This is a genomic window from bacterium (genome assembly GCA_021372775.1).
GTDB lineage: Bacteria > Acidobacteriota > Polarisedimenticolia > J045 > J045 > JAJFTU01.
Map to the genome: position 1 here is coordinate 1 of JAJFTU010000217.1, position 20,271 is coordinate 20,271.

15 protein-coding genes and 3 tRNA genes are annotated in these 20,271 nt (G+C 71.1%); 11 read left to right on the forward strand and 7 right to left on the reverse strand.

From position 1 onward, the window contains the following. The first annotated feature begins 9 nt into the window (after positions 1–9). Positions 10–99, forward strand: a tRNA-Ser gene (locus LLG88_07530). Positions 100–675: 576 nt separating this feature from the next. Here the strand turns inward: LLG88_07530 and LLG88_07535 are convergent. Next, positions 676–765 (reverse strand) — tRNA-Ser (locus LLG88_07535). Positions 766–919: 154 nt separating this feature from the next. Here LLG88_07535 and LLG88_07540 point away from each other — a divergent pair. Beyond that, the gene (locus LLG88_07540) at positions 920–1,648 is read left to right on the forward strand and encodes a 1-acyl-sn-glycerol-3-phosphate acyltransferase (protein MCE5246755.1); all 729 of its coding nucleotides are present in this window, start codon (positions 920–922) and stop codon (positions 1,646–1,648) included. A 27-nt stretch (positions 1,649–1,675) separates the two neighbouring features. On the opposite strand, the gene LLG88_07545 is transcribed toward LLG88_07540, so the two are convergent. The 3 genes from LLG88_07545 to LLG88_07555 are packed head-to-tail and all read right to left on the reverse strand — an operon-like array spanning position 1,676 to position 4,490. After that, on the reverse strand, positions 1,676–2,362 hold the full coding sequence (locus tag LLG88_07545) for a fumarylacetoacetate hydrolase family protein (GenBank protein MCE5246756.1): 687 nt from the start codon (positions 2,360–2,362) through the stop codon (positions 1,676–1,678). After that, positions 2,359–3,240 (reverse strand): presqualene diphosphate synthase HpnD, encoded by an 882-nt coding sequence (gene hpnD / locus LLG88_07550; GenBank protein MCE5246757.1) that lies wholly within the window; start codon positions 3,238–3,240, stop codon positions 2,359–2,361. Before hpnD ends, LLG88_07545 begins: the two co-directional genes overlap by 4 nt. Then, positions 3,237–4,490: a beta-ketoacyl-[acyl-carrier-protein] synthase family protein gene (locus tag LLG88_07555; protein MCE5246758.1), complete on the reverse strand. Its 1,254-nt coding sequence runs from the start codon at positions 4,488–4,490 to the stop codon at positions 3,237–3,239. The genes hpnD and LLG88_07555 overlap by 4 nt, the downstream gene beginning before the upstream one ends. 159 nt (positions 4,491–4,649) lie before the next feature. Here LLG88_07555 and LLG88_07560 point away from each other — a divergent pair, with 159 nt between their 5' ends. Further along, positions 4,650–5,006, forward strand: coding sequence for an iron-sulfur cluster assembly accessory protein (locus tag LLG88_07560; protein MCE5246759.1), 357 nt, complete (start codon positions 4,650–4,652; stop codon positions 5,004–5,006). A gap of 72 nt (positions 5,007–5,078) precedes the next feature. Here LLG88_07560 and LLG88_07565 read toward each other — a convergent pair. Continuing rightward, positions 5,079–5,167, reverse strand: a tRNA-Leu gene (locus LLG88_07565). A 372-nt stretch (positions 5,168–5,539) separates the two neighbouring features. Here LLG88_07565 and LLG88_07570 point away from each other — a divergent pair. From LLG88_07570 to LLG88_07580, 3 genes are read left to right on the forward strand one after another with little or no spacing between them, the layout of a single operon-like run. After that, positions 5,540–6,706: a hypothetical protein gene (locus LLG88_07570; GenBank protein MCE5246760.1), complete on the forward strand. Its 1,167-nt coding sequence runs from the start codon at positions 5,540–5,542 to the stop codon at positions 6,704–6,706. A 4-nt stretch (positions 6,707–6,710) separates the two neighbouring features. After that, a complete protein-coding gene (locus tag LLG88_07575) occupies positions 6,711–10,148 on the forward strand; it encodes a flagellar protein FliS (GenBank protein ID MCE5246761.1) in 3,438 nt (1,145 codons plus the stop codon). Between the two features lie 2 nt (positions 10,149–10,150). Continuing rightward, on the forward strand, positions 10,151–11,161 hold the full coding sequence (locus LLG88_07580; GenBank protein MCE5246762.1) for a prepilin-type N-terminal cleavage/methylation domain-containing protein: 1,011 nt from the start codon (positions 10,151–10,153) through the stop codon (positions 11,159–11,161). An 18-nt stretch (positions 11,162–11,179) separates the two neighbouring features. Here LLG88_07580 and LLG88_07585 read toward each other — a convergent pair whose 3' ends face one another. Beyond that, positions 11,180–12,508 (reverse strand): radical SAM protein, encoded by a 1,329-nt coding sequence (locus tag LLG88_07585; protein ID MCE5246763.1) that lies wholly within the window; start codon positions 12,506–12,508, stop codon positions 11,180–11,182. A 136-nt stretch (positions 12,509–12,644) separates the two neighbouring features. On the opposite strand from LLG88_07585, the gene LLG88_07590 reads away from it, so the two are divergent. The 5 genes from LLG88_07590 (at position 12,645) to lon (ending at position 17,589) form a co-directional block, all read left to right on the forward strand. Then, positions 12,645–13,151 carry a CarD family transcriptional regulator gene (locus LLG88_07590; protein ID MCE5246764.1) on the forward strand — a complete coding sequence of 169 codons (507 nt, stop codon included), beginning with the start codon at positions 12,645–12,647 and terminating at the stop codon, positions 13,149–13,151. A 110-nt stretch (positions 13,152–13,261) separates the two neighbouring features. Beyond that, complete coding sequence (locus tag LLG88_07595) at positions 13,262–14,278, forward strand: flippase-like domain-containing protein (protein MCE5246765.1); 1,017 nt, start codon at positions 13,262–13,264, stop codon at positions 14,276–14,278. Further along, the gene (gene nrdR / locus LLG88_07600; GenBank protein ID MCE5246766.1) at positions 14,275–14,760 is read left to right on the forward strand and encodes a transcriptional regulator NrdR; all 486 of its coding nucleotides are present in this window, start codon (positions 14,275–14,277) and stop codon (positions 14,758–14,760) included. Before LLG88_07595 ends, nrdR begins: the two co-directional genes overlap by 4 nt. Beyond that, on the forward strand, positions 14,757–15,209 hold the full coding sequence (locus tag LLG88_07605) for an Hsp20/alpha crystallin family protein (GenBank protein ID MCE5246767.1): 453 nt from the start codon (positions 14,757–14,759) through the stop codon (positions 15,207–15,209). The genes nrdR and LLG88_07605 overlap by 4 nt, the downstream gene beginning before the upstream one ends. A 13-nt stretch (positions 15,210–15,222) precedes the next feature. Further along, positions 15,223–17,589 (forward strand): endopeptidase La, encoded by a 2,367-nt coding sequence (gene lon, locus LLG88_07610; protein MCE5246768.1) that lies wholly within the window; start codon positions 15,223–15,225, stop codon positions 17,587–17,589. A 75-nt stretch (positions 17,590–17,664) separates the two neighbouring features. On the opposite strand, the gene LLG88_07615 is transcribed toward lon, so the two are convergent. Beyond that, positions 17,665–20,253, reverse strand: coding sequence for a protein kinase (locus LLG88_07615; protein ID MCE5246769.1), 2,589 nt, complete (start codon positions 20,251–20,253; stop codon positions 17,665–17,667). Between the last annotated feature and the right edge of the window lie 18 nt (positions 20,254–20,271).

The following is a 20,271-nucleotide window of genomic DNA, read 5'->3' on the forward strand; positions in this document are numbered from 1 at the left end:
GACCCAAGCGGAAGGGTGTCCGAGTGGTTGAAGGAGCCGGTCTCGAAAACCGGTTTAGGGGCAACCCTAACGTGGGTTCGAATCCCACCCCTTCCGCCAAATCCCCTCATTTCGCGACGCCGGATTCTGTTTTGACCGAGCGCGCATCGACGTCGGCGCAAGGAACGCGCGCCGTTCGCCTTGCGCGGGAAGAGCCCGCGCGCCTTGAGGCGCCGCGGTTCGTGCGCGGGGGGGCCGTGTCGAACCCTAGAACTCAAGGGTATCGCCGGCCCCCCCCCGCGACGGCCGACCTCCGTTCGGACGGCAAGGCGAGGCGTATCTGGTGCGCGAGAACGAAACGTCGCGCGTTCCTCGAACACGACGAGCGGTTCGGGCGCGGGGGGGCCGTGGCGATACCCTTGAGTTCCAGGGTTCGACACGGCCCCCCGCGCTCGAACCGCGGCGCCTCGAGGCGCGCGGGCTCTTCCCACGCAAGGCGAACGGCGCGCGTTGCTTGCGGCGGCGTCGATGCCCGCGGGATCAAAGGAGAATCCGGCGCCATGAAGTGAGGGGATTTGGCGGAAGGGGTGGGATTCGCACGTGCAACCGCGGCCGAAGGCCGGCGGGAGTCAGAGGAAGCGCGCGCGAAGCGCGCACCGCTTCACGACCGAATTCCACCTGATGAATGGGGGAAATTGGCGGAAGGGGTGGGATTCGAACCCACGTTAGGGTTGCCCCTAAACCGGTTTTCGAGACCGGCTCCTTCAACCACTCGGACACCCTTCCGCTTGGGTCGAGAGCGATCGCTCTCCGAATGGCCCGGAGATATTGCCGCGTCGGCGGCGCGCGGTCAACCTCCGCGGCGAATTCGGTCGGCGGCCGCCCCCGCGGCGCGCGCGGTTTCGCCGCGGCGCGGCGCCGCGTATCCTGCCGCGCGACGATGAGGGTCCGGGACGCGATCGGATGGACGGCGATCCTCGCCGCGGGGCTGGCGGCGACGGCGGCGGCGGAAGTCGCCGCGCTGCCGACGCCGCGCGCGCGGCGGCGTCTCCTCTTCCAGCGCTTCGCGCGGCGCTGGGCGCGGATCGCCCTCTGGCGGCGCGCCCTGCGCGTCGAGGGGCTGGAGCTGATTCCCCGCGAAGGCCCCGCGATCTACGCCGCGAACCACCAGAGCAACCTCGACATTCCGCTGCTGCACGCCGCGCTGCCCCCCGGCTTCCGCTGGCTTTCGCGCGACGATCTTTTCGCCGCGCGCGGCGTCGGCCACGCGCTGCGCCGCATGGGCGCGATCCCGGTCGCGCGCGACGATCGCCGCCGCTCGGCCTGGGCCGCGCGCTCGGCGCTCGACGCGCTCGCCGCGGGGGATCGGATCGTCGTTTTTCCGGAAGGCACGTGGGGCGCGCCGGACGGACGGATGCGCCGCTTCAAGGAAGGCGTGGCGCTGATGGCGCGCCGGAGCGGCGCGCCGGTCGTGCCGCTGACGATCCTCGGCAGCGCGGCCGCGAATCCGCCGCCGACGTTCGAGCTGCATCCGGCGAAGCTGCGCGTCGTCGTCCACCCGCCGCTCGGGGCGGAGTCGTTCGCCGGGATCGACGACGAAACGTGGCTCGCGCGGCTGCGGGAGACGATCGGCGGACCGCTGCCGCTCGGGGCCGCGCCGATCGCCTGAACGCGTCGCGGCGCGGCGCCGCGCCGGTCAGGCCATCGTGAAGCCGACCTCGAGGCCGAGCCGCCGCGAGCGCGCGACGACCTGCTGGCCGCGCTCGATCGGGCCGACGCCCTTCGGCGTCCCGGTGAAGACGACGTCCCCCGCGCGCAGGTCGAACCAGCGCGAGAGCGCGGCGACCGTCTCCGCGGGGTCGAGGATCATCGAGGCCGCGGTGTCCGATTGCCGCAACGCGCCGTCCACCGTCAGCGCGAGGTCGATCTCGACGAACGAGCCGCCGAGCGCCGCCGGATCGACGAAGGCGCTCACCGGGGCCGCGCCGGGGAACCCCTTGCTGCGGGCCCACGGCTGCGACTTCCGCTTCGCCTCGTCCTGCAGGTCGCGCGCCGTGAGATCGACGCCGATCCCGATGCCGGCGATCGCGCGCCGCGCCGCCTCGCGGTCGAGGTCCGCGCCGCCGCCGCCGAGCAGCAGCGTCAGCTCGACCTCGTGGTGGACGACCGCGGCGCCGCACGGCCAGGGGACGACGCCTCCTCCCGGCAGCAGCGACGTCGCCGGCTTGAGGAAGACGACCGGCTCGGCCGGCGCGTTCATCTCCGCGGCGTGCTCGGCGTAGTTCCGCCCCAAGGCGTAGACCGTTCCGGGGCGGACCAGCCCGCGGCCGATCAGTTCGAGCGCCGGGGCGTTCCCGGCGAGGAAGAAACCGTCGTGGATCATTCGGCCGACCTCGCGCGGCGGCAGCGGGCGAAGACCCGCGCCGCGACGTAGAGCTTCACCGGGCGCGGCAGTCTGACCACCGGCCCTTGGACGGGGAAGCCGCGCCGCTCGACCGCGTCGAGCAGGCGGCGGTAGATCGCGCTCATCACCTCGGCGGCGCAGAGCGTGCGCTCGCGGCCGCGGACGAGCTCCGCGGCGCGCGCGTACCGCTCGCGCGCCCGCGCCGCCTCGAACCGCAGCAGCGCCGCGCGCGCCTCGCCCGGAACGAGCAGCGCGGCCTCGTCCACGCCGAAGCGGTCCATCTCGTCGCGCGGCAGGTAGCAGCGGCCGAGCGCGGCGTCGGGGCCGATGTCGCGCAGGATGTTCGTGAGCTGCAGCGCCTCGCCGAGCGTGTCGGCGTAGGCGTCGGCCCGCTCGTCGGCGACGCCGAAGACCCGCACCGAGAGCCGCCCGACCGCGCCGGCCACGCGGCCGCAGTAGAGCGCCAGTTCGTCCCACGAGGCGAAGCGGCGCGGCGCCATGTCCATCGCCACGCCGTCGAGGACCTGCTCGAAGAGCGCCTTCGGCAGCGCGTACCGCTCGACCGCGGGGGCGAGCGCGCGGCTCACCGGATGCTCGGGGGCGCCGGCGAAGAGACGGTCGAGCTCGGCGCGCCACGCGGCGACCGCCGCCTCGGCCGCGGCGGCCGACGGCGCGTCGTCCACGGCGTCGTCGGCGGCGCGGCAGAAGGCGTAGACGGCGCAGATCCCCTCGCGGCGCGGACGGGGCAGGGTGAGGAAGGCGTAGAAGAAATTCGTTCCCGACGCCCGGGCCATCTTGGCGACGTAGCCGGCGGGGCCGCCGCGCCCGGGCGGCGCTTCCTGCGGGGCGGTCGTCACGCCGCGCCTTCGTCCCAGCGGCGCAGGGCGAGGCAGGCGTTGGTGCCGCCGAAGCCGAAGCTGTTCGACAGCGCGACGCGCGGCGCAAGGTCGTTGTCGGCCTCGAGGACCAGGCGCAGGCCGGCGCATTCCGGATCGACCGTCGCGGGCGTCACGTTGACGCTCGGGGCGAGGAACCGCCGCTCGAGCATCAGGATCGTGTAGATCGCCTCCAAGGATCCCGCCGCGCCGACGGCGTGGCCGGTGAGCGACTTGGTGGAGGAGATCCACGGCTGGCGCGCGCCGAAGACGTCGCGCATCGCCGTCGCCTCGGAGACGTCCCCCTGCGGCGTGGAGGTGCCGTGGGCGTTGACGTAGTCGATCTCGTCCGGGCGGAGGCCCGCCTGATCGAGCGCCATCCGCATCACCGCCGCGGCGCCGGCGGGGAGGGGGGCGACCATGTCGTGGCCGTCGCTGTTCGCCGCCGCGCCGAGCAACTCGGCGTGGATCCGCGCTCCGCGCCGGCGCGCGGTCTCGAGGTCCTCCAGGACCAGGATTCCCGCGCCGCCGCTGATCACGAAGCCGTCCCGGTCGCCCGCGAAGGGGCGCGAGGCTTCGCTCGGCCGGTCGTTGAAGCGGCGGGAGAGGGCGAACATCGCGTCGAAGGCGCCGGCGCGCGTCCAGTCGGCCTCTTCCGCGGCGCCGACCAGGACGCGGTCGTAGCGTCCCGCCTTGATCAGGAGCGAGGCGAGATAGATCGCGTGCGCGCCGGTCGAGCAGGCCGACGAGACGGCCCAACTCTCGCCCTTCGCGCCGAGCGCCACGGAGACGTTGGCCGCGGCCGAGGAGGCCATGACGTGCGGCACCGTGTAGGGGCTGACCCGCTTCGTCGAGCCGTGCTTCTCCATCGAGCTGGCGGCGATGTGGTTGTCGAGCGACGAGCCGGTGCCGGCGCCGACGATCACGGGAAGGTCGCTGCCGCGCACTTGGTCGAGCGGCAGCGCGGCGTCGGCGAGCGCCTCGTGCGTCGCCCAGAGCGCCATCAGCGCCCCCGCGCTGGAGGACTTGACGATCCGGCGGTCGGCGAGCGGGCAGTCGGGCGGCGTCGCCGGCGCGCCCGACACCTGGGACGCGAAGCCCCGCTCCGCGAAGTCGGCGTTGAACGTGACGCCGGAGCGTCCCGCGCGCAGCGCGGCCGCGTTCACGTCCAGCCCCGCGCCCAAGGACGACAACGCCCCCATTCCCGTGACCACGACTCGCCGCTGCGCCATCCCTCTTCCCTCCCTCGCCGGGATCGACGTCCATGATAGCGGAAAGGAGGGACGCCGCCGCGCGGGCGGCGTCGCCGAACTGGACCGGCCGCGCCGATCTCCGTAAACTCAGTTCCATCGAAGGTTAGGGCGGGGCCCCGCCCGGCCGGGAGGCACGCGATGTCGATCGAGAAGATCCCCGAGTCCGACGCGCCGATGCTCGTCACGAGCGCGGCCGTGGCTCGTCTCCGCAAGTTCGCCGACGACAACGATGAGTTCCAGGGGAAGTCGTTCCGCGTCTTCATCGAAGGGGGCGGCTGCTCCGGCATGCGCTACGGCTTCGTCTTCGACGACCCCGGCGAGGAGGACTTCGCGTGGGACGTCGAAGGGCAGCCGGTCGTCGTCGATCCGGTTTCGATGCAGTACCTGCGCGGGGCGAAGGTGGACTACGTCAGCGACCTGCGCGGCGAGGGGTTCCTCGTGGACAACCCGAACGCCAAGACGTCCTGCGGCTGCGGGCACTCCTGCGGCGAGTGACCGTCCGCCGCCCGCGAAGACGCGAAGGGCCGCCTCCGGGCGGCCCTCTTCGTGCGCGGGTGGTGCTGGTCTTGGTGCCGGAGGAGGGAATCGAACCCTCACGCCCGCAAGCGGGCGACGGATTTTGAATCCGTTGCGTCTGCCAGTTCCGCCACTCCGGCGCGGCCGCGACATCCTACCGTAAGTTCGCGCGGGCGTCGCGCGGCGGGCCGGGCCGACAATTTTCGTCACCGTTGCCGCGAAAACGAGTTCCCGGCGCGCCCGTCCGTCCGGCCCGCGCGGCCCCCGCGGCGGACGCGGGAGGGACGCCGGACGCCGTCCGCGCGGTCCAGTTTTGTTCGCCCGGGCCGCGGATTGGCTTGACTTGCGCCTTTCGCCCCGCGACGATTGCCATGGAAGCCGTGCGCCGAGGTGCGGAAGGTGTGTCGTTTTTCCGCGGTCGGCGCGGGCGGGCGATGGGTGTTCGCATGGCACGAGCGTTGCATCCCATCTCGGGATCGAAATCGGTCCACTCTTCCGGCGCGGAGGGGGACATGGAGGATTCGTCGATGCAGGCGGGGAACCAGCGCGGCTCGGCGGCGATGATGGCGATCTTCCTGCTCGGGACGCTCCTCGTCCTGACGCTGACGTCGTTCGTGATGCTGGAGACGAACAACAAGGTCGTCGGCCGGCAGCTCGCGTTCTACGGTCAGGCTTCGAACGCCGCCCAGGCGGGACTGATCGAGACGCTCTCCTGGTTCCGCCGCCAGACGGCGCAGCCGGTGGCGGCGTTCAACCCCCAGCTCAACCTCGCGGCGACGACTCCCGTCAACGACACCGACGATTCGACGATCGGCATCGTCCGCGACTACGAGCTCAGCCACACCAACAACACGTGGGCGCGGTACGAAGTCCGCAAGTCGGAAGTCGTCAACATCACCGCTCTTCGCGGCAAGTCGGGTGTCGGGACTGTCTGGCAGATCGTCAGCCACGGCTACGTCTACGTGCGCAACGACCCGACGAAGCCCTACAACCAGGCGCCGAACCGCGTGATCGGCCAGCAGAGCGCCTCGACCGAGCTCCAGCGACTCCAGATGCAACTTCCCGGGACAGCGGCCGTCATGTCGGGCGGGCGCACGAAGATGGTCTCCAACGCCCGCATCTACGCGGTCAAATCGGGCGAGACCGGAATCCTCTACGCGCCCCCCGCCACGAATGCGCCCCAGATTTGCGCCTTCCCCTGCTCGCTCGTCGGCAGTCCTCAGACCGGATCCGTGAATCCGTTCAACGTGTCGATCTCCACCGTCTTCGGCGTTCTCGAACCGGAGCTGCGCGGCATGGCGGACGTCGTCGGCGCGACGCAGGCCGACCTCCCGAGCCGGCTGCCGGACATGTCGCTGACCGTCGTCACCGGGAACGCGACCTTCGACGCAACGCATCCGCTGTCCGGCAGCGGAATCCTCGTCGTCGAGGGAAACCTGACCCTCGGGGCGGCGAGCGCCAGCGCGTTCAGCGGCCTGATCTGGGTCGGCGGAAACTATGTCCAAAACGCCCCGTCGCAAGTCTCCGGAGCGATCGCCACCGTCGGAACCGCGACGTTCCAAGGCTCGGGCGACTTCTCCGAAGTCTCGTACGACGGGCAGATGCTCTCCACAATCCGCCAGCAAATGGGGCAGTACCGCTTCTCGCGCGCCATCACGTTCGGCAGCCAGTGGAGGTGAGGCCATGCTTCGGGACCAACGCGGCAATTCGCTGCTGGAGACCACGTGGGCGCTCTTCCTGTGCCTGATCATCATGCTCGCGGCCGTCACCTTCATCGCCAACTCGTTCCGCGGCGCGCACCACTCGAAGGACAAGACGTTCGCGGTGCAGAAGGCGATCGCGATCCTCGAAGAGCTCAAGGGCGTCGTCGAGCAGAAGGGGGGCGGCGGCACTGCCGTCCTGCTCGACAACTACGACGACGGCGCCGCGTTCAACCCGATCCTGACGACGACGACCGGGATCACCGACCCCGCTGCGCCGGCCAGCGGCAATCTCCCGAACGGCGGCGCTTGGCGCTACTACCGGCAGGTGTCGGTCACGCGGCTGCCGAACGCGACGGACAACAGCGTGCGGCTGGTCAACGTGCGGCTCTTCGCGCGGGAGACCGCCGGCGAGAAGATGACCGAGCTGGCCGACGTCGGCGGCCTCGTCCGCACGATCGCCGACCGCTACCCGCCGACGCAGGTCTACGACGTCTACGCGATCGCCGTCTCGCAGGTTCCCGGCTGGTGGGTCTATCTGGCCAACCTCGTGCCGTTCGTCCAGCAGGCGGTCAACGACCTCGAGGCCCGCAACCCCGGGCTGGAGTTCCGCACCCACTGGATCACGAATCTCGCCTACGGCCGCGACCTCGAGTACAAGCCGTTCATCAACAGCGCGAACGACTCCAGGAGCGACATCAACTGGGTCTATTTCTATCCGGGCACGCTGCCGACCGGCTCGGCGGTGGACCGCTACTACGTGCCGACGCAGTTCAAGGCGGAGGTGAGCATCGACGGCACGGTGACCAACGGCTACGACGCGACGTCGAATCCGCTGTCGTACGCGGTCGCCGACCAGTACAACAACGCGATGCGCTACGACGACGAGCTGAACCTGTACAACCAGCGCAAGGCGGCGGGACTGGAGACCGAGCCGACGTACCGCCTGCTCCTCGACGACATGGTCCTCAACCCGTCGAAGTACACGAACGCGATCCTGATCAACCTCCACGGCGAGTTGATCCCGCTGCCGCCGGTGCGGAACTACTCCGACGCGGCGAAGGACCCCGGGACGACGGTCCCGAACAAGATGCTCAACATCCGCGCGGTCGCCCATCCGGAGCGGCTGCGGTTCAACACCACCGGCCTCTCGACCGGCTCGATGCCGCATCTGCGGGTGCGCGTCTATTCCTACCTCTCCGATCCGGGCTCCTCGACGCTGCCGACGCCGAACATCATGTACGACGGCGTGCCGATCACCGTCTTCTTCCCCAACGTGGACGTGAGTTCGGCCTCGGTCTACGTGATGCCGGGCGGGGTGGACGCCGACGGCACCACCGGGGTGGATCCCTATCCGAAGGCCTGGCTCGCGGCGCCGACCACGGCGTCGGCGCAGCGGATGTACTACACGGTCCAGTTCGACTCCTCGAGGGGAACCCTCTTCCGGCTCTACAACTCGCCGCTCAAGACCCCGTCGTTGGAGCAGTTGCCGTCCACCGGCTACAACAACGGCTGCAGCTGGAGCAGTCCGGCGGGCCTTCCGACCACGTATCGTCTGTACGGCATGGACTACATCCCGACGCCGTTCTCGCCCGACTTCACGGAGCGGCCGCTCGGCGAATGCTACTCGCGGCCGAAGAACACGGCGCGCTGGATCATCGACGTTCCCGATTCGGCGCTGGTCCGGAACACGAAGTACACGATCGAGACGCGCCTCGGCGACGTGACGTTGAGCGACCCGGTCTCCTCGTGGCCCGGGAGCCGCGGCAACCACCCGCCCAACCTCTCCCGCACCTACGCCTGGTACGGCGACGACTCGTGGGCCTGGGGAAGCGCGAGCAACGCGCCGGCAATTCCCCCGACGGAGTGGTTCCAGTACCAAGGGGATCCGCGGCACAACCCGTACGCCGACCTGATCGCGTCGTTCGACTCCACGTCGAACCCCGTCGGCGGCGGCTACAACAACTACTTCAACTACTTCACCCCGTCGGCGAGCGGCTACTCGATGTTCACCGAGATGGCCCTGCGGAACGGGTGGCCGACGGACACAAGCGGCAGCAATACCAATAAGGTCGAGATCGACGTGAACCGGTTCTTCCAACTTGTCCGCACGTCGCTGCTCAAGACGCAGTCGATCTGGACGACGATGACCGGCTTCTCCTACTACTACGTCGGGCTCGGCAACGAGATCGGCTACGACTCCGCCAACGGGTTCGACTATAGCATTCCGGTATCGACCAAGCCGTTCACCGGCTCCAGCGGATCGGGGTTCGAGCAGTCGATCACGAGCGGCGGCGTGAAGATCGTCCGCGAGAACACGAGCAACGGCTGGTGGTCGAAGGCGTGGCTCGGCGAGCTCTGGCCGGACGACAAGTACGCGACCTATTGGGCGCCGTACGGAAACCTGCCCACCGGGACCGGCGCGGGGCGCTACGTCCGGACCCAGCGCGCGAACATCACGACCAACCTGCCTGCGGGGACGAATTTCTTCAACACCGACCACCGCAGCTGGGAGCGCGGCTGCACCGCCCTCTTCCAAATCGGCTCGGCGAGATCGACGTTCCACCACAATTCGACGGACGGCCAGACGGGAAACCTGACGACGGACGGCAACGAGATCGCCTCCAACTACCGCTTCCCGATTCCGTCCTCGGCGACGATCAGCCGTCCGTTCGGGACGACGATCAACAACACGGGCGCCAACCCCGACGGCTTCCTCGACACGCACTACTACGACGGACGCCTGTCGGCCACGGCCCTCGCCACGTACTTCAACCACCAGAGCGGCTCGTCGGTCAACGGCAGCCAGCTCCTGATGCTGAAGGGGACGCCGACCGTCTCCTCCGGAGCGACGGCGCCGGTCGACCAGGCCTACATCGTCGTCAACGGGCTGGACCGCACCGTGTCGAACGGCAGCGCCTTCATCAGCCGCTGGTCGTTCCTTACGCTGATCCACAGCTTCCTGCGGGCCGGCGTGCCCGGCGTCACCGGCAGCGGCAACCCGGTCGTCCGTCAGGTGCCGCAGGTCCGCATCTCCACGCCGAACGACCTGACCGACATCCCGAGCACCGCGACGACGATCACCGTCAACTGGAGCCTCAACTGGAAGCGGTGGGACGGGCAGAAGTACACCAGCCAGTACCCGGACAGCTTCGCCGACGGCAACGGCGTCTACTACGCCGTGATCTACAGCGCGGACGGCGGTTCGACGTGGCGGTACGTGCAGGACGGGGCGGCGGCGACTCCCGGCGCGGCGCCCGATTCGACGCACCGCGTCGTGAGCAGCGACACGACCGTCAGCCGCGACTGGGACATCTCGGGGCTGGCGCAGGGGAGCTACCTGCTGCGCGTGGAGGCGTATCGTTCCAACATGGCACTGCACTACGGCTACCATATGCAGAAGATCTTCGTGAAGAGGTGAGCATGATTCTCGGCCGGCGGCGGAAGGGGGCGGAGGGAGCGCGCGGGCGGGAGCGCGGCGTCTCGATGATCGAGATGATCGTCTCGATGGCGCTGCTCACGGTCGTCTCGCTGATCATGTACGAGGTCTACGTCGGTACGATGCGGGCCGGCGAGTTCCTGGAGAGCCACGGCGACCTGGCGCGGATGGGGCAGGTGGCGCTGAACCAGGTGAAGGCGCAGATCCTGCAGGGCCGGTTCGCCTTCCAGAACGACACCCTCGGCACCTCCTATCTCGGCGCGCTGACGCTGAGCCGAGCGGCGCTGGCCGACGGGCGGCTGCCGACGGTCGATCCGAACGGCGTCGTCGCCCAAGACGACGGAACGACGCATCGGACGGGGAACGCGTTCTTCTTCGCGCGGCAGATCGACCCGATCATGGTCACGGCGAACGGCAAACAGTTGATCGCCGACCGGCTTGTCTTCACCTACATCTATCTCGCTCCGGCGGGCGGGGACCGCCTGCTTGGGGCCGACCGCATCGACATGCTCGAGGCGGTGAGCGCGCCGTACGCCGACGCCGACCAACTGGCCGGCTACGGATCGGACCAAGCCGCGGTCGCCCAAGCGCTCTACAACGCCGGCGTGCAGAAGGCTTGGAAGGTCGGCCAGCCGCTCAGCCAGGCGTTCTTCAACATCAACGTTTCGACCGGCAGCCTGGGAAGCGCCGTGACTTCGCCGACGATCTCGATGACGGCGCAGACCCTGCTCAAGGGACTGAACAGCGGCAAGGTCAGCGGCAAGATGGCCTACTCCGTGGCGATGAACACGCCGCCCGGGCCGATCAGCGAAACCGTGGGCGTCTTCGCCTATCCCGACTCATCGCACCCGCGGTTCCCCGGCGGCTTCGAGGTGCAGTGCGTCGGGCCGTCCGGCGGCCGCAAGGTCGTGATGCGGCTCGTGCTCCTCGGCAACTACGGCAAGAAGATCAACGCCCAAGTCAATTTCGTCACCGCGGCGGCCAATCAGATGTAGAGGAAGGGGCGCGTCGCGTCAGCGGCGCGCCCTCTCCGTCATGTCGGCGGGCCAGTCCTCGAGCGCGGGGTTGAAGTACCCGAAGCGCACCTGCGGCGCCTCCGCGCGCACCCGCTCCATCCAGCGCTCGACGCCGAAGCCGGGGGCGAGGCGCGGCGGCAGGCCGAGCGCGGGAAGGTAGACGTCCGGATCGAGGTTCAGGTTGCGCGCCTGGATCAGCCGCGCGCCGGTCTCGTCGAGGACGCGGCGGAGCGCGTCGAACTCCGCCTCGTCGTCCGTCACGCCGGGGAAGACGAAGTAGTTCAGCGAGACGTGCCCGCCGGCCGCGGAGACGGCCCGGCCGGAGGCGAGGACGTCGTCGAACGTGTAGCCGCGCGGCCGGTGGTAGCGCGCGTACAACTCGGGACGGGCCGAGTTCATCGAGATCCGCATCGCGTCGAGCCCGGCGTCCACGAGCCGCCGCACGGCGTCGGGGCGCGAGGCGTTGGTGTTGATGTTGACGACGCCGCGCGAGGTCCGCTTGCGGATCAGCCGGATCGCCTCCTCGATCGCCTCGGCGCGCAGGAGCGGCTCCCCCTCGCACCCCTGGCCGAACGAGACGACCGGGCGCGGCGCGCTCTCGAGGTGCGCGACCGCCAGCTCGGCGATCTCCTCGGGGGTCGGCTTGAACGTCAGCCGCGGCTGCGTCTCCGGAATCTCGCCGCCGGGCTGGTAGGAGATGCAGCCGACGCAGTCGGCGTTGCAGGTCGGGCTCGTCGGGAGCGGCGCCTCCCAGCGGCCGAGGCAGAAGTTGCGCGCGGCGGGGCAGCAGTAGGTCCGGGCGCAGTCGTCCACCACGTGCTTGACCAGCCGGTTGCCCGGAAAGCGCTCCAGCGCGCGCCGCGCGCCGGCCTCGATCTCGTCCTCGTCGAACAGCGCGACGTCCTGCCGGCGGTCGGGATCGACCCGCACGGCGGGGGCGACGAACGTCCCCCCGTCGAAGCCGAGGGCGCAGTAGGCGAAGAGCGGCAGCGGCTTGGAGGCGCCGAGGCGGCGCCACGGCGCGAGGTAGAGCAGGGTGTGGGCGGGGGGCAGGAAGGCGGCCGCGGCGAAGACCTCGACGCCGTTCCAACTGTCCACGACGCGCGGCCGGCCGATCCGCGGATCCCAGCCGACCGGGCGGCGGTCGGGGAGATGGAAGAGCAGCGACCCCTGCGGCAGCGGGCGGTACTCGCGCGGTTCCGGGCGCAGCCACGAGCCGCCGGAACGGGCCATGGCGTAGAGACCGGGGATTTCGAACACCTCGCCCGCGGCGTCGGCGGCGACGAGAAGCGGCGGACTGTCCTGGGGTCGTTTGGCGCGGCTCACGGGGCGTCATTCTGCGCCCGGTAATGGCCGTCGTCAGGCGGCGAGGTTGCCTTCCGCCGAAAACTCCTTTAAAATCAATATGATCGGCAGCGGGCGTCGGGTTTCGGCGTCCGCGGGCCGCGAAGGGAGGCGCCGCTTGAAGTTCAAAGTGGGAGACAAGGTCGTCTATCCCAACCACGGAATCGGCGTCGTGAAGGAAATCAAGGATCAGGAAATCCGCGGCGAGCGCGCGACGTTCATCAGCCTGCAGATCCTCGCCTCGGACAGCACCGTGATGGTCCCGCTCCGGAACAGCGACACCGTCGGCCTCCGCAAGCTCGTCTCCAAGGCGAAGGTGCGGGAAGTGCTGGACCGGCTCCGCGCCGCGCAGGTCGAGGTCCCGACCGACTGGAAGGGGCGCTTCCAGGACAGCCAGGACAAGATGCGTTCGGGCGACCTCGAGCAGGTCGCGATCGTCCTCAAGAACCTGACCTACCTCAACTCGCTGAAGCCGCTCTCGTACCGCGAGCGGAAGGTTCTCGACCGGGCCCGCGCGCTCGTCGTCAGCGAACTCGCCGAGGCCGGGCGGATCGACGCGCCGGCCGCGGAGAGGCTGGTGGACGAGGCGATGGCCGACGTTCTCGGCGCCGCCGCGGCCCACTGATCGTCGGCGAAATCCCGCGCCGCTTCGACGCCGCCCTGCCTCGGGGCGGCGTTCGTCGTCCATTTTGGCGGTGCGTCGCGCATAATGGTCTTTTCGACGAGGTGCGAAGCTTGAAACGCGCGATCGGCATCGCGGCGGGCGCCCTTCTGGCGGCGGTCTGCCTCTGGCTCTTTTTCCGCGGCGTGGACGGCGCCGCGTTGGGGCGTTCGCTGCGCGAGGCGAACCCGCTGCTGATCGCGCTCCTGTGCCTCTCCAGCGTCGGCCACATGGCGCTCCGCGCCTGGCGCTGGCGCACGCTGCTGGGCGAGGAGGGACGCGGCGTTCCCTACGGCGAGCTCTTCTCCGCCGTCTGCATCGGCTACATGGCCGGCGTGCTGCCGGGGCGGGTCAGCGAGGTCCTTCGCCCCGCCGCGCTTTCCCGGCGGACCCGCGCCCCGTTCGGGGCCGCGCTCGCCACGGTCGGCGCCGAGCGGTTCCTGCTCGACCTGCCGATGATCGTCCTCTTCGGCGGGGTCTTCCTCGCGCTGCCGTCGGGGTTCGGCGGGCTGCCGGCCGGCGTGGACGACAAGCTGATCGCCGAGGTCCGCGCCGCGGGGCTGGTCCTCGCGCTCGCCTCGGTGGCCGGCCTCGCCTTCGTCTCCTGGCTCGCGCGCCGGCGCGAGGCTGCCGACGCCCTGATCGCGTCGTGGGCCGCGGGGCACGGCTCGTTCGTCTGCAAGATCGCGGCGTTTCTCCGCACGCTGCTGCCCGGCCTGCAGGGGTTCGGCTCGGCGCGCGGCCTCGCGCGCCTCGGCGCGGAGACGGCGGCGATCTGGCTCGTGATCTGCGCCGGCATCCACTGCGGCGTCGCGTCGTGCGGCGTGTCGCTGCCGCTCTTCGCCAGCCTGATCATCGTCCCCGTGACGGCGCTCGGGATCGCGGTGCCGACGCCGGGCGGGGCCGGCACCTACCACATGGCGATGAAGCTGGTCTTGGTCGGCCTGTTCGGCGCCTCGGAGGCGGGGGCGGTCGGCGCGGGGCTCGTCGCCCACGCCGCGCCGCTGCTCGTCACCTTGGCGCTGGGCGGCTTCTTCGCGTTGCGCGGCGGGCTCGGGGCCCGCAAGGCCGTCGGGGAGGCGGCGCCATGAAATGCCCGTATTGCGGTTCGGGACACGACCGGGTCGTCGATTCGCGCGAGTCGAACCAAGGGGAGACGATCCGCCGCCGGCGCGAGTGCCTCGGTTGCCGGCGCCGTTTCACGTCGTACGAGCGGGTCGAGGACCTGCCGGTGATGGTCGTCAAGAAGGACGGCCGGCGCGAGCTCTTCGACCGCCAGAAGCTTCTTTCGGGGTTGCTCAAGGCCTGCGAGAAGCGGCCGGTCAGCCCGCGCGCCCTCGAGGAGATCGTCGAGGAGGTCGCGGCGACGGCCGGCGAACGGCAGGAGCGCGAGATCCCGACGGCGGACATCGGGGCCAAGGTGATGGAGCGGCTGCGCGAGCTCGACCAGGTGGCGTACGTCCGCTTCGCCTCGGTCTACCGCCAGTTCTCCGACGTGCAGGAGTTTCTCGACGAGTTGCGCAACCTGATCGGGCCCGCGGGAAGCCGCGGGCGGGAAGGGGTGGCCCGATGAGCAAGAAGACCCGCGGCGCGCAGCTTGAGGTGGCGAGGATCCAGAGCGAGATCAACCGGCTCTTCGAACTGCTGCTGCGGCTGCGGCAGGGGGAGGACGCGCCGAACGGCTGGGCGCCGGCGGTGGACGAGTTCGAGCGCAACGACTCGCTCGTGCTCGAGGCCGCGCTGCCGGGCGTCGATCCGGCGACGCTGTCCGTGGCCGTCGAGGAGGGGGAACTGCGGATCGTCGGCGAGCGGCGTCCGCCGGCGGCGCGGCTGGCCGAGGGGGCGGCGGTCGTCGTCGAGGAGTGCGAGTACGGGCCGTTCGCGCGGAGCGTGCCGCTCGGCGCGTCGGTCAACGCCCGCGGCGCGAAGGCGGTCTTCGACCGCGGCGTGCTGCGGGTCGAGCTCCCGCGCGTCGAGAACCGCCGCGGGCAGTCGGTGCCGATCGCCGTCGAGCGCGCGTGATCGGGAGGTCGCGATGTCCCCCGAGACGAAGAAGAACGAGCCGGTGAAGATCCCCGAGCGGCTCCCCGTGCTGCCGCTGCGGGACATGGTCGTCTACCCGTACATCATCGCCCCGCTCTCGATCGCGCGGAAAAGCAGCATCAGGGCGGTGGACCGCGCCCTCGCCGGGGACCGGATGGTCTTCCTGGCGACGCAGCGGCGGCGCGACGACGACGACCCGGGGTTCGACGATCTCTACCGCGTCGGCGCCGTGGCCGTGATCATGCGGATGCTCAAGCTCCCCGACGAGCGGATCCGCGTCCTCGTGCAGGGGGTCTGCCGCGCGAAGCTGCTCGACCTCGACAAGTCGGGCTCGTCGCTCGACGGGCGGATCGAGGCGCTGGCCGACCGCCGCCCGGCGGAGGACGACGAGGCGGCGCTCGAGCGCGACGCGATGGTGCAGACCGTCAAGAAGGCGCTCGAGCGGGGCGTGAACCTCGGCAAGAACCTGCCGAGCGAGGTCCAGGTCATCGCCAACAACCTCGAGGAGCCGGGCCGGCTCGCCGACCTCGTCGCCTCGAACCTCGAGCTCGACGCCGCGCAGGCGCAGGAAGTGCTGGCCGAGATCGACCCGGTGGCGCGGCTGCGCCTCGTCGCGCAGCAGCTCAAGCGCGAGCTCGACCTGCTCTCGATGCAGCACGAGATCGACTCCCTCGCCCGCGACGAGATCGACCGCAGCCAGCGCGAGTACTACCTGCGGCAGCAGATGAAGGCGATCCGCAACGAGCTCGGCGAGGGTTCGGAGCTCGACGAGGAGGTCGAGGACTTCCGGAACAAGATCCGCGGCCGCGAGCTGCCGCCGCTGGTCAAGGAGGAGATCGACCGCGAGCTGCGGCGCCTCGAGCGGATGCATCCCGACTCCGCGGAGACGGCGACGATCCGCAACCACCTGGAGTGGCTGACCGAGCTGCCGTGGGACGTCGCCACCGAGGACAACCTCGACCTCGACGAGGCCCTGCGGACCCTCGACGCCGACCACTACGGCCTCGCCCAGGTCAAGGAGCGGATCATCGAGTACCTCGCCGTGCGGAAGCTCAAGGCGGAGCACAAGGGTCCGATCCTCTGCTTCGTCGGCCCGCCGGGCGTGGGCAAGACCTCCCTCGGCCGCTCGATCGCCCGCGCCACGGGACGCAAGTTCGTGCGGGTGAGCCTCGGCGGCGTGCGCGACGAGGCGGAGATCCGCGGGCATCGCCGCACCTACATCGGGTCGATGCCGGGCCGCATCATCCAGTCGATCCGCCAGGCCGGCTCGCGCAACCCGGTGATGATGCTCGACGAGGTGGACAAGCTGGCCAACGACTTCCGCGGCGACCCGCAGGCGGCGCTGCTCGAGGTGCTCGATCCGGAGCAGAACAACAGCTTCCGCGACCACTACCTCGGCGTGCCGTTCGACCTCTCGCAGGTCCTGTTCATCGCCACGGCGAACCTGATGGACACGATCCACCCGGCGTTCCGCGACCGGATGGAGGTGCTGCGCCTCTCCGGCTACACCGAGGAGGAGAAGCTGGCCATCGCCCGGCGGCACATCATCCCCAAGCAGATGGAGGAGAACGCGCTGGCCGGCGCGGCGATGGCCTTCAGCGACGGCGCGCTGCGCGAACTGGTCCACCGCTACACGCGGGAGGCGGGGCTGCGCAACCTCGAGCGGCGCGTGGCGGCGATCTGCCGCAAGGCCGCGCGCCGCGTCGCCGAAGGGAAGCCGGCGCCGCGGAGGATCGGCGCGAACGACCTCGAGAAGTACCTCGGGCCGCCGCCGCCCCATTCGGAGGAGCGGCTCGAGGGCGGGCTGGTCGGCGTCGTCACCGGGCTCGCTTGGACGGCCGCCGGCGGCGACGTCCTCTTCATCGAGGCGATGAAGATGAGCGGGGACGGCAAGCTCAACCTCACCGGCCAACTCGGCGGCGTGATGAAGGAGTCGGCCCAGGCCGCGCTCTCGTGGGCGCGCGGACGGGCCGCGGAGCTCGGCCTCGCGGAGGCGGACTTCACCGGCCACGACTTCCACGTCCACGTGCCGGAAGGCGCGATCCCGAAGGACGGCCCCTCGGCCGGCATCACCCTCGCCGCGGCGCTCGTCTCGGTCCTCACCGAACGGCCCGTGCGGCGGGAGGTCGCGATGACCGGGGAGATCACCCTCCGCGGCCGCATCCTGCCGATCGGCGGCGTCAAGGAGAAGGTGCTCGCCGCGCGGCGCGCGGGCGCGAAGCTGGTCATTCTGCCGAAGGCCAACGAGCGGGAGAGCCGCGAGCTTTCGAAGCAGGACTTGGGCGGCCTCGAGCTGCGCTTCGCGGAAGAGATGGAGCAGGTGCTGGAGATCGCGCTGCTGCCCCGCAAGTCCGACTGACCGCGCGGGGCGCGCCCGCTTTCGCGGACGGCGGCGCCGGGACGCCCGGCGCCGCGGGGCGCCTCCGTTTCCCGGTCAGAGCCCTTCGAGCAGATAGAGCTTCGTCGTCGGCGTGACCTCGGTCGTGCAGATGCGGGAGCCCGCGGCGTCGATCCGCACGGCCATCACCCGCAGCAGCGAGTCGACGGCGGGGGGCGCGGCGGCGATCTCCGCCGCCGGCCCGGCCGGCCAGGCGTAGCGCAGCAGCGTGGGACGTCCGCGGCTGGTGTCGCGGGCGAGGAAGAGGGAACGGCCGTCGGCGGAGAAGCGCAGCGGCGCCGCGCCGTCGGGAACGTTCGGCAGCGTCTTCGCCGCGCCGCCCGCGAGCGGATAGGCCGCGACGCCGGCGGCGGTCGCGGCGACGACCGAGCCGCCGTCCGGGGTGACCGCGTAGAAGCCGCGGGCGACGCTCAGCTTCTCCGGCGTGAGCGCCCGCGCCCTGGCTTCGTCGAACCCCTGCACGAAGAGGCGGATCCCCTCGCCGGCGCGCTGCGCGGCGAAGATGATCCGCTTGCCGTCCGGATGGAACATCGCGAAGTGGTAGGTCGCGATCGTCGGGTCGCGGAGGACGCGCGGCTCGCCGGCGCCGGTCGGGAGGGCGACGATGCGCGGCGGATCGTCCACCGGAACAGACAACGCCCAGGCGCCGTCGGGGGAGAGGGCCGTGCCGAACCCCTCGCCGAGACGGACCGGCGGATCGCCGTCCACCGGCGCGAGGTAGGTCGCGTAGTGCGGTCCGCCCCCTTCGCCGGTCTCCGAGACCAACGCCGTCTTCCCGTCGGCGGAGAGGTCGGCGAGCATCGGCAGGTCGAGCACCTGGACGTCGCGGACGTTCCCGCCGTCCACGTCGCGGCAGACGAGGCGCATGCCGCGGTCGCTGATCGCGGCGAGCACCCGCCCGCCGCGGGCGACGTCGTGCAGCGCGACGGAGCCCGGCGCGCGGTAGACCAGACGGGCCTTCCCGCCCGTGGGGGAGATGCGGTAGATCGCGTTGTTGCCGCCGGCCCGCGCGCCGCTGAACCAGATCTCGCCGGTGTCGCGGTTCCAGGCCAGCCCGTCGAGCGCCGCCCAGCCGGGGGAGATCGCGTGGACCTCGCCGCCCGGAACGTCCACGACCATCACCGAGCCGCGGTTGTCGCCGACCAGCGGATGGTCGAAGAAGGCCACGCGGTCGCCGCGCGGCGAGACGCGGACGTTCGACATCCCCGAGACCGCCGAGTAGAGCAGGCGCCCCACGGGGTACTCGAGCCGGTAGGCGCCGTCCGCCCAGCGGACGACGGCGAGCGACTTCCCGTCCGGCGACCAGTCGGCCTCCGCGACGGGCGGCAGCAGATCGCGCGGCGCGCCGCCGGCCAGCGGCATCCGCGCCAAGGCGGAGTCCTTCTGACCGAGCCGCACGCGGATCGCGAGGTCCCCGTCGGGGGAGATCGCCTTCAGCGAGGCGGCGCCGGCGAGGCCCAGGGAGCGCGGCTCGGGGCTTCCGGGCTGGGTCGTGAAGACCTCGGACGGGCGGGCGCCGACGAGGGCGTCGAAGACGACGTTCTTGCCGTCCGGCGCGAAGCGCGCGGTCGTCACGAGGCTGCGGCGGAAGGTGAGCTGCGTCAGGCGGGGCGGCTCGTGGACGCGCCGCCCGCCGCCGAAGAAGAGGCCGGCGGCGAAGAGGCCGACGCCGAGCGCGGCGTAGGGGAGCGCGCGCCGGACCGCCCGCAGGCGGCGCGCCCTGGCGGCGCCGGACACGAACGAGATCTGCGAGCCGGCGGTCGCGCCGGAGAGCGCCTCGAGCGCGAAGGCGAGGTCGCGCGCCGACTGGAAGCGGTCGGCCGGCGCCTTCTCCAGGCAGCGCTCGATGATCCGCGCCAGCGCGGGGGGGACGGCGCGGGCCGTTCCCTGCGGCTCGGCCGGTTCCTCGCGCAGCACGGCGGTCATCGTCTCCACCGCCGAGGCGCCCTGGAAGGCGCGGCGCCCGTAGGCGAGCTCGTAGAGGACCGCGCCGAGGGAGAAGATGTCGGAACGGTGGTCGGCGGGGAGGCCGCGCACCTGCTCCGGCGACATGTAGCCGGCGGAGCCGAGGACCACGCCCGGCGTCGTCGCGTCGGGGGCGATCGTCTGGTCGTCGGGGGAGGCGGGGCTGAGGGCCAGCCCCGGGTTCAGCTTGGCCAGGCCGAAGTCGAGGATCTTGAGCCGCCCGTCCTTGGTGACGAACAGGTTCTCCGGCTTGATGTCGCGGTGGATGATCGCCTTGTCGTGCGCGGCGCCGAGTCCCTGCGCCGCCTGCAGCCCCCACTCGACCGCCTTGCGCAGCGGCGGCGGCGGCCCGGTCTGCAGCCGCTCGCGCAGCGACTGCCCGTCGAGCAGTTCGGTCACGATGTACGGGGCGCCGTCCTGCTCGCCGACGTCGAAGACCGAGAGCAGCGCCGGGTGGTTCAGGCCGCCGACGAGGCGCGCTTCCTGCAGGAAACGGCGCATCCGGTCGGGGTCGGCGACGAACGACGTGGGGAGGAGCTTGACGGCGACGTCCCGCTCGAGCCGCGCGTCGCGCGCCCGATAGACTTCGCCCATTCCTCCCGCGCCGAGCGGGGACACCACCACGTACGGACCGAGCGGCGTTCCGGCGGCGAGCGTCATGGAAATATCATAACCCGT